1 protein-coding gene is annotated in these 11289 nt (G+C 44.1%); it reads right to left on the bottom strand.

The annotated features are described in order from the left end of the window. Window positions 1-248: 248 nt before the first annotated feature. A complete protein-coding gene (locus tag D8793_RS11565; protein ID WP_125372376.1) occupies window positions 249-11168 on the bottom strand; it encodes a G5 domain-containing protein in 10920 nt (3639 codons plus the stop codon). Between the last annotated feature and the right edge of the window lie 121 nt (window positions 11169-11289).

The raw sequence follows: 11289 nt of genomic DNA, 5'->3' as shown, positions 1-11289 counted from the left end.
ATTTTCGAATACTAAACTTACATTTCTTTTCCATAAAGGAACCTTCCTATCTGTACGCTTCTCACCAGTAAGCGTTTGCAACTTTATTTAAAAAAATATATTTTATTTGACTTATTTAAATTGAATTTATCGTAAAAACAGACGGAACATAACTTACACTATATCTTTTCTCAAGCCATGTTCCGCCCTTAAATCGCTGGTACATAGACTAATGGCTATGTACCAAACTTTGTGTCGGAAATGTTTTTTTACATATTTTCCTTCTTCTTCACCAGGAATAATCCTGTCAATGCTAACAGAAGGCCGAGAAGGAAGGCTGAATCTGTTGCTGTGCCTGTACTTGGTAAGGTTGCTGACTTAGTGGCTGGACCTTGACTCGGACTAGCTCCTTTAGCTCCCTGCACTTGCTCCTGCACCTGCAGGGTTGCAGTTGACTTGTAAACAACTGCATAAACACCTAGCTGATCTGTCATGTACTCGACATAATGACCTTTTTGCTGGAAGGATACCGCATCAAGCTGATTAGCTACTGTCATAAAGAAGACATTTTCAACATCTTTGTTAGATGCAACTGGAAGGCTGACAAAGACCTTGCCCTTAGGCTGAACAGCTTTGCCAAATTGGTCTTCTAGTCTAATGTCATAAGCATCGTAGAGCTTACCTTCTAGGCTTTGAGCTGCCACTTTCTTAACCTTCAAGGCCACAACTTGATCAAGCGTAGACTTCATGCCAATCACTTGAACCTTGGTAGCTTCATCCGTCAAGATACGCAAGTTATTTTCTGGCTTAGATGGTTTAGATGGCTCTACAGGCTTCTCTGGTGTAGTTGGTTTGTTTGGTTTTTCTTCCTTGCTTCCAACTTCCACAATCTTATCAACTGGGGCTTTAGAAACGAAGCTGTCGCGAGTCAATCGACCGGTTTCCTGACCATTTTCAATCGCGACTTCCACAAGTGTGGTCTTCTCGCCGGCCTTGCCTTCTTGGACAACTTTTCGGGTGCCCTTCGGCAATTGAGCATTTTCACGTTCGACGGTATTAAACGGTAGAACTTCTGTCACGATATCAAGTCGTGGTTGCTCGACAACAAGATTCTTAAGACCTTGATCTGGTGTTACTTGCTCAACTGGCTTGCCAATTTCCACAATCTTATCGACTGGGGCTTTGGAAACGAAGCTATCACGAGTGATGCGACCGGTTTCCTGACCATTTTCGATGGTCACTTCCACAAGTGTGGTCTTCTCGCCGGCCTTGCCTTCTTGGACAACTTTTTGTGTGCCCTTCGGCAATTGTGCATGTTCACGTTCGACGGTGTTAAACGGCAGAGTCTCTGTCACAATATCTAGGCGTGGCTGTTCGACAACAAGATTCTTAACGCCTTCTGCTGGTGTAACCTGCTCAACTGGTTTGCCAACTTCCACAATCTGATCCACTGGGGCTTTAGAAACAAAGCTATCGCGAGTCACACGACCGCTTTCCTTGCCATTCTCAATCGTCACTTCAACAAGCACGGTCTTTTCGCCAGCTTTGCCTTCTTGGACAACTTTTCGGGTACCTTTAGGTAATTGAGCACTTTCATGTTCAACAGTATTAAACGGCAGAGTCTCTGTCACAATATCTAGGCGTGACTGTTCGACAACAAGATTCTTAACGCCTTCTGCTGGTGTAACCTGCTCAACTGGTTTGCCAACTTCCACAATCTGATCCACTGGGGCTTTGGAAACGAAGCTATCGCGAGTCACACGACCGCTTTCCTTGCCATTCTCAATCGTCACTTCCACAAGTGTGGTCTTCTCGCCGGCCTTGCCTTCTTGGATAACTTTTCGGATACCCTTCGGCAATTGTGGATTTTCACGTTCAACAGTATTAAACGGTAGAACTTCTGTCACAATATCCAAGCGTGGTTGCTCTACAACCAAATTCTTAACGCCTTCGTCTGGAGTCGTTTTGTGAACTGGCGGTGTAGTATCCGTTGCTTTCTTCACTAGCTGGATCCGGTATTCCTTAGTCGTTTGACCGTCTTCCGTCACCACACGAACAAGACTTGGAAGCTCATCTCTATCAGACTGAACAACTGTTACAGTTGCTTTGTTTGTAGCAGTAGCTTCAATCCTTGGTCTTGTGCCTTGATACTCCAGACGGTAATCTGTCTTATCTGCTTCAAAATCAGCCAAGGCTTGACCATTAACAGTGATATTCGTTACTGTAGTTGACTGAAGCGCTTCTGTTGGTGTAACGGCAGTGAACTCTACAAGTGCAACCCCGTTAGTCGTATCCTTGCGTGTCATTCGGGCACGGATAGCTTTTGTTTTAACTGGATCAAAGCTGAAATGAATCATCTTGCCAGCTATGATTTCGCTATCTGCTGTATAGTTCAATTGCTTCCAATTATTTGCATTGTTAAATGGATGATCAGCTTGCTCAGCATAACGAGAAGCTGGATTTGGCTCAGTAAAGTCTGGACCGTCATAGTATTCTAAGACGAGACTTTGTGGTGCATCTGTTCCACTATCTCTGAAGAACTGCATACCAACTTGTTGTACTGTCTCAGCTGAAATCTGACCTTGCTTTTTGAAAAGCACACCGACAGATACTTCTTTACTTGGAGCCTGTCTTGACCAGTTAGTCCAGCGATTGCTTTCGTTGGTCGAACCATCATTTACATAGTGAACCCTATCTTGTGAAGCTTGATCTGTGTCATTAGTCGTTGAAGCAAAAGCAAGTGAATCTTGGTCGTTATGATTTTGGTTTAAAGCAGCATTGCGTCCAGTTTGCTCGCTTACCCGTACTTTAAGCTGTGCCTGCAGATCTGTTCCTGGAATCGTTCCTGTCAATGTAAAGCTACCTTTAGTTCGAAGTAGACTTTCATCAACTGGATTCCAAGTAACTGCTAAATCTTTCTTAACCCACTCAGTACCACTTGGGTAATAAACTGGTACAGTTGATGGCAACTGGAGTCTCTCTCCTACATTTACGACTGTTGATAATATTTCAGCAGCCACAGGCTTACCTATTTGCTTACTCTCTTTGACAAATCGAATGCGGTACTCATCCACGATTTGACCATTTTCAGCCTTGATGAGTACACGGACAGGATCATTTTCAGATGCTGCTGGAATCACTGTCGCTAACCCATTGTCACTTACTTCTGCAGTCACTTGATTGCCTGTTTCTTTCTTGACAATCTCATATTCCTTGATAGCGCTGTTAAAGCCTGGGATAGGCTGTCCATCTACCATGATCTTGGCGGTTGCACTTGTCGCCTCTTCAACACTGTTGCCCATAACAGTTAGCTCAGTCAAACCAACACCTGAGGTGTTCGCTTTCTTCTTCATACGAATACGGATAGCTGGTGTTTCTACCTTATCAAAGCGGAAGACATTTTCAGAGTTTGCACTTAGGGTCTGAGGCGCACGAAGACCAGTTACCTGTTTCCAGTTACTTGATTGATTGAATGGATGCTGCGCTTCTTTACGAACATGGTTAACATCTTTTGGTAATTCTGGAAGATCTTTGCCAGCATAGTATTCAATAACATATTCTTCTGGTAGACCAATAGAACCATCCGTGTAGAAGTCTGCTTTTAGATTATCAACAAAGCGTTTAGTCAAGTCACCTGCATCTCCAAATAAGATACCTGCATAATCTTCTTCATTTCCAGTACGCCAGTTGGTCCAACGATTCTTAGCTCCGCCTGAAGTTCTTGAAATGTGGGTATCATTTAGAGCACTAGCGCTATCATCCCCACCAGTATCAGATACAAAGGCTGCTGGAAGTTCTGACCCTGTCCATTGTTTAGAGATATTCTTATTTTGGACCGTTTGCTCAGACACTCGGATGTGAGCCTTGGTTCTCAGATTGAGTCCCACGACTGTTCCTGTAACTTCTATTTTTCCAGCTTGAGCCGTTGCATCAGATGGAACAGCATCCCAGTTTACTTCTTTATACTGGACACTGCCATCAGAGTGATAAGCACGGACTGTTGCCGGAAGTTTAATCTTCTCACCTTTTGGCACGGCCAATGACACTTCTTCAGCTGTCAAGAAGCCTTCAACAGTCACATGAGCTTGCGCTTCAATGTCAGTACCTGCTACTCGCCCCTTAACGGTAAAGCTATGATAGCGATCAACCTTTTCTTGGGAAATCGGCTCCCAAGTCACGGCTACCTTACGCGGCAAACCTTGATTATAAACTGCCAGTACTTCTTGAGGGAGAGTTGGCACCTTATGCAAATCTGTCGATAGCTTAATCGTCCGCAGCTCTGTAATGGTCTTTTCTTGTGTATTTTCAGCGATGCTCAAGGTTAGTTCTTGCGAAGTCAGAGTCTTATCTGCCTTTGCAAGACGAGCTGTGATACGAGCTGTTCCTTTACGATAGAGTAAGAGCTTACCATTTTCAGCTTTTACTTCTGCTCCATCTTCTGAGTTAAACGTGATGTTAACATCATTTTCTGACAGAAGCGCCCGAGTGCCATCTTCATAAACACCTTTGACTTTATATGGTACTGCTTGATCTTCGACCAGATTTTCTGTCTTTTCTACTTCTAGCTCAATACCAGTCAAGGCTGGACTAGCTTCGACAAATTGCAGGCGATAAACTCGAGTCAGACGACCAGACTCGTCTGTCACAAAGATAGAAGTCAGCTTGTCATTGTCAGCACTAGCCTGTTGGATAGTAGCTGTAGCACCTGCTGTGGTTATCGCTGAAACTGTCGGTACAGTTGCACCATAAGCAAGTGGAATGCGATAGTAAGTCTTGTCTGCGCTAAAGTCAGCCAGAGCCTTGCCACCAACCTGAATACCTGTCACAGCCCCTTCGGTTAAGTTCTGATTAGACGCTCGGAATCTAGCCGACACAGAAATGTCCGAGTCTGCGACTTTTCCTGTGGCTGTTGTTTCGCCATTTTCAGTCTTCAAGGCATCTGGATTTTCCAAAGTCCAAGAGCTGACTTCAGCATCTGATGTCGTACCGTCAGAAAAGACTGCTGTAACTACTTTATCTAAATCTTCTGTTGCTGTATTGACTGGCACTGTCTGGGTTTTTGGCAACCAAGTTACCAAATCCAAAACTTTCAGCATCAAGCGAGCAGTCAGGTTTGTACCCTCTACATTTCCTAGAACTTCTTTGACACCACGCGTTTTAGTCAGGTCAGCTGGTATCTTCCAAGTCACAGTCTTGTCTTCTGTACTGCCGTCATTGTAAACAGCTTTGACTGTCTGTGGAAGTTGTGCTTCGTCACCAACCATAGCGGTTACTTTTGCTGGAAGCAAGTCAACTAATTCTTTGGCAGACTGTGTTCTTTTCACCGTATAAACCGTTGCAGAGTCTGAACCTAGACCTTCTGAATCAGCAAATAGAGTAAACTTACCTGCTGTTTCTGTTGACTTAACGATGACCACACCCTTGCCATTAAAGGCCTTGCGCTTCCATGTGCCATCTGCTTGAGCCTTGTAACGTTCACGGCTGGCCTGTTCACCATTATCCACACCGACAATTTCGCCTTGTCCATGCAAATTGAAGTGTACAAGATTATTAGCTGTCGGCACGAGATTACCATTGGCATCTACGATTTCATAATGGATGTAGGTCAAATCTTTTCCATCTGCTCCGATGACATGCTCTTCTTTAACCAGACGGACATTGCTAGGTTGGTCAGCAGTTGTCACAGTATCACGCGCAATCTCTTTGCCAGACTCATCTCTGGCAACCGCCACTAGAGTACCTGGCTTATAAGCAACCTTCCACTCCAGATAGAGTTGACCATTTTCACCTTCTTGATAGCTTCTGCCATCTGCTGTCTGCTTCTTGGTGAAGGTCTTTTTGCCAAGCGATTCATTGTTCAGATAGAGCTCAACGCTGGCTGCATTTGAGAAGACGCGGACAGGCACCTTGCCATCAACCAACATCTTTCTGTCTTGTAGGCTTTGCTCATCCCAATTCCAGTGTGGCAACATATGAACCATCGGCTTGTCTTGGACTGAGCGCCATTGGCTTTGGTAGAGATAGAAGTCATTCTTAGGCAGACCTGCTGTATCAATGATACCAAAGAAGGAGCTCTTAACTGGGGTACGATCCATATTGTGCCAAGGAGTCGGCTCACCGATATAGTCAATCCCTGTCCAGATAAACTGACCAGCATAGCCGGCATGGTCACGGTCAAAGGTCCATGACTGGGTCGCTGTCCGGCCCCATGCTACCTTGTCATTTCCGTAGTCAGACTGCTCATAACGACGACCAGCACTGTGGTCATGGTTCAAAATCCGTGATGGATCGTAGTAGGAGCCGCGAGTCCGAGTTGCAGAAGATGTTTCTGATCCATAAATCTTCCAATCTGGATGAGCCCGACGCACTGCTTCATAGTTATGCTCGCCATAGTTCATCCCTACAACATCCATGATTTTAGCGATTTCGATAAAGCCTCCAGAAGAACGTTGGCTAAATTTATTTTCACCCATGGTGACATAGCGTTCTGTGTCAATGGCCTTGATAACAGCCTTCAAGCGCTTAGCTGTCGCAATAGAACGCACATCTCCATTGGCTTCCTCAACCTCATTTCCGAGAGACCACATGATGATAGATGGATTGTTCTTGTCTTTTTCGACCATCATTCTCAAGTCAAAGTCAGACCATTTCTCACCTGGTTTAGCATCTGGATGGGTTGCTTCTTGGTCAAAGAAACGGCCGTAGTCATAGGTCTTCTTACTGTGGTACCAAGTATCAAAGGCTTCTTCCTGCACTAAGAATCCAAGCTCAGCTGCAGCATTCAACAACTGTTCGCTGGCTGGATTATGCGAAGTACGAATAGCATTGACACCCATCTCCTTAAGCAATTTCAGTTTGCGATAGATGGCCTTGGCATTTTCTTCAGAGCCCAGTGCTCCATTGTCCTGGTGAATACATACGCCGTGGAACTTCATGCGCTCGCCGTTTAGTGAGAAGCCATCTGCTGCAGTCCAGTCAAAGTAACGGTAACCAAAGGTATCTTCAGTCACATCAACCAGTTGATTGTCTTTATAGACCTTGGTCTTCATGACATAGAGCTGTGGCTTATCTGATTTGGTCGTCCACAGGGTTGGTCTGTTGACCTGAAGAGTTTGGTCAAATTGAACTTCCTGATTAGCTAAAAGTTCTTTGACAGCGGAACGGACAGCTGCTGAGACAGCCTGACCTTCTTTGGTAAAGACCTGGTGCTCGACGTAAACCTGATGCGCTTTGCTATCGGTATTGACAACCTTGCTGGCAACAACTGTATCAACCGCTCCCTGCTGCTGCTCTTTTAGCTTCGGTGTGGTGATCTTATTGCCATGTTTGCTGACATGCAGCTTATCTGTCATGACTAGGTGAACATCACGGTAAATACCGCTACCTGAGTACCAACGGCTGCTTGGTTGCTTATTGGTAACTTGGACAGCAATCGTATTTTCACGACCATCTTTATAGAGATAGTCAGTGATATCATAAGAGAAGTGATTATAACCATTTGGATAGTGACCGACATGCTTGCCATTGACATAGACATGTGAATCCATGTAAACGCCATCAAAAGTTAGACGAACGTTCTTGTCCTTGTTTTCTTCCTCCAGTGTGAAGGTCTTACGATACCATGCCACTCCACCATTTAGCTGACCGCCCTCATTGCGAGCTGGAGACGAATGATCAAAGTCAAAGAAGATACTCCAGTCATGTGGCAGATTAAGCTTTGTCCAATCCTTCATATTGATATTTTCCTTGGATTGGTCACCAGTCGGATTAAGTTTAAAGTACCAGTCTTTATTAAAGTTTTGCTTACGAGCCTGAAGCAAATCTTTCTCTTCTTTAGTGACTGGAGGCGTTACAATCGGCTGATCTGGTTTTTGATCAGGTGTTGCAGGCTGATCGGGCGTAGACGGTTGAGATGGACTTGGTTCCTCTGGTAGGTTTGGACGATTTTCTGGAACAAAGTTATCTGGATTATCCAAAATTTCTTTCAATTGATTAACTGCATTGAAGATTGCTTGGACATCTGGTGTTTCTTTTGCCAATTCATTTTCCAAAACAGTCTTATGTTCTACAAAGGCAGTACGGCTATTCGGGGTATCTTTCAATAATTCTGGGGTAATTTGATTGACAGTTTCTTTCAACTGCTTCATCTCTTTTACAAAGTCCTGTTTGGAAATGAGATGAGAACCAGTTCCTTTTGTCACGACCCTATCTAATTGGATTCCGATATTTCTAGCCAAGTCATTACGCTCAGGATCCAGCTCCATGGTCAGAACGTGAACATCGTCCTTCAAACCTTTAAGGGAAACCAGTGTTTGATTGCCTTTTCGTTGAGCCGCTTTACCACTAAAGTATTTCTTGCCGTTGTATTCTGTGGTATTTCCTTGACCTTCTTGATAGTCTAAGACTTTGCCATCTAGGCTGACCTTATAAATACCATTATTTGGATCCACAAAACCAGTTAGATCGATTCCTGTCCCGCTGAAAATAGCTGTCACAGAAAGTTTTTTCTTGGCATCAGCAGACAAGCCGTTATAAGAAGCCCAACTTTCTGTATTACTGAAATTTCCCTGAGCATTGGTCTGTCTGTGCCAATTTGAACTGTAGATAAGCTGACTGGCTTGGTCATCGTATTCTTTTTGGTTATGCGAAAGACTGTCCGCTTTCATGACACGAACTGTTGCAGATGAGTTAAAGCCAAGTAAGCTGCCTTCTGTTGGGTCAGACAACTTAACTTTAAAGTCAAAGACTTGGTCTTCTTGTTCTTTAAAGTCAATAGTCTGGAGCGTTACTGTCTTTTCGGTTTCCCCATCAGCAAAGTGCAAAATCTCTGTCTTGTCTTGGTAAACCTTGCCATGAACACCTGTTCCGGGCTCGGTCACCACACGGACATCTGCTGAACCTTTAGCACCGCCTACACGTTTGACAGTAACAGTGACAGTTTTACCTTTTTCAGCTTCATAGCTTGCTTGACTTAGCTCAAACATGCCCTTGCTTTTGTTATTCAAAGTATAAATCCCCTCAGTTGCAATGGCACGATTGCTAGCATTCACCAGCTTGATAGTATGAGTACCTTCTGCTAGGTTGCCTGTTTCATATACCGTTTGACTCCGTTTGCGCACGGTGCTCTGCGTATCAATCGTTGCCACTTTTTGACCATCTACATAGACATCCATCGGACCGTGTTGCGGGTCGACAGTAGACACGACATAGGCCTTATTTCCTGTGAATTGATATTCAACGCTGGCATCTTTTTGGTTAGTCCACATAGAACTTCCGCGAACACCTTCATTTTCTTGATGCCAAGTCGTATTATTCTTATTTCCCTCAGTATTAGAATGATAATCCAAGCCCAAAGGATATCCATCTGTCTTTTCGATAGACTGAGGTGTTTTGTAGAGCGCAAAGTTGGTCAAAATCGGAGTCGCCTGAGCACCCGTAATAGTAACACGGATTCTTCTAGCAGTGACCGGCTGGCCTTGGATAAGACGGCGGTAGCCAACTGTACTGCCTTCGCCATAGCGAACCCAACGACCATTGACTTCTACGTCAATGTTGAAACCGGAAATCCGCTGACCTTTAGCAATATCTTCTTTCAACTCGACCACATCAAAACGCTTATTCTCTCCCAAATCAACTGTGAAAGAACCAGTCAAGGCATCATTTGATAGCGCCCAAGATGTCTTGTCATCACCATCAACCAGATGATTGACATTGTATTTGGCATTCTTCCGTGTAGAATCCGCTACCACACTGGCACCTGCTGCTAGATTAGTAGAATACATGTCTTTGAGCGTCTGATGAAATTCTTTTAATCTTGCAACATCAACATCTGCAAATCGTCCTTCTTTGTTAGGTGGAATATTGAGCAAAAGTGGTGTTCCACGGCCGACAGACTTGAAGTAAATATCCATCAATTCACGCAAAGATTTTGGTTGCTGATTTTCATGATAGAACCAGCCTGAGCGAATGGACACATCCGCTTCCCCAACAGAATACATATCTCCAGTAGGGTCCCCATGATTCAGATAGTCTGTTGACGGATTAGCCAGAACTTTGTCGCGTTTGACCTTATGCCAGACTGGGTCACCTGCTGTGCCTTTTTCGTTCCCAATCCAGCGGACACTTGTTGGCTGAGCAGAGAAAATAGTGATGTCACCCTCTGCTTTTTTAATATATTCGAACCATTTATCAAAAGTATAAGTGACTTTCTGCGCTCCTTCTCCTCGAGCACCATCCATCCAGACTTCGACAAATTTTCCTTTGTTACCATATTTAGGATTATCTAAAATCTCCTTGAGTTGATTGAGGTAGTATTCATTATACTGATCCTGAGTGGCAACCTTATAAGACGGATGATTGGCATCCCACGGAGAAAGATAGACCCCAAGATTCATGTCATATTTGGTCGCAGACTTAGAAACTTCTTCCAAGACATCGCCTTTACCATTTTTCCACGGACTGGCTGCGACAGTGTGATTTGTATGCGCAGACGGATAAAGAACAAAACCATCATGGTGCTTAGTAACCATAATCGTCCGTTTGAATCCTGCTTCTTTTAACACTCGAATCCATTGGTCTGTATCTAAATTAGTCGGATTAAAATTAGAAGGATTTTCACGACCATTTCCCCACTCAGAGTTGGTATAGGTGTTCATACCAAAGTGGATAAAGGCGGCTAATTCTTCTTTGTGGTAGTCCAATTGAGCCTTGGTTGGAAGTGGTCCATAATCAGCAATTTCTGTTTCCTTATTTTCAGTAGGACTTGCTGCTTGAGCTGGTAAAGTGGGCTGGCTAGCTTCATTGCTAGCGGAAGTTTTCGGCTGCGTAGGTTTCGGTTGAGTGACTCCCTCATTTGCCACTGGCTGAGCCGGTTTGGGAGTAGCTACCTCTGATGTTGCTTCAGAAGTATTTCCGCTATTATCAGAACTGCTTCCTCCATTGTCGCCAGAGTCGGCTTTTGCTAATTTGTCTGCCAATTCAGCTGGTAGACTGGTTAGACCTTCTACCCGCTCGACCGTACCAGAATCATTTTCTCTGCCACCTGATGACTCGCTAGTAACCGTTGCTGAACTGGACGGTTGTACCACATCAGCCGATGCCAATGGCATACCAAATAACAGGACACCTATCATAACAGAACAAGCACCGATAGCGTATTTTCGAATACTAAACTTACATTTCTTTTCCATAAAGGAACCTTCCTATCTGTACGCTTCTCACCAGTAAGCGTTTGCAACTTTATTTAAAAAAATATATTTTATTTGACTTATTTAAATTGAATTTATCGTAAAAACAGACGGAACATAACTT

The sequence above is a fragment of the Streptococcus cristatus genome, assembly GCF_003943465.1.
Classification (GTDB): Bacteria; Bacillota; Bacilli; order Lactobacillales; family Streptococcaceae; genus Streptococcus; species Streptococcus cristatus_C.
Note: the sequence above shows the minus strand (reverse complement) of the source record. Positions and strands in the feature narration are given on the sequence as shown.

Coding starts and splice junctions, on each gene's coding strand:
- D8793_RS11565 (WP_125372376.1), bottom strand. CDS start 11,168: ATGGAAAAGAAATGTAAGTTTAGTATTCGAAAATACGCTATCGGTGCT.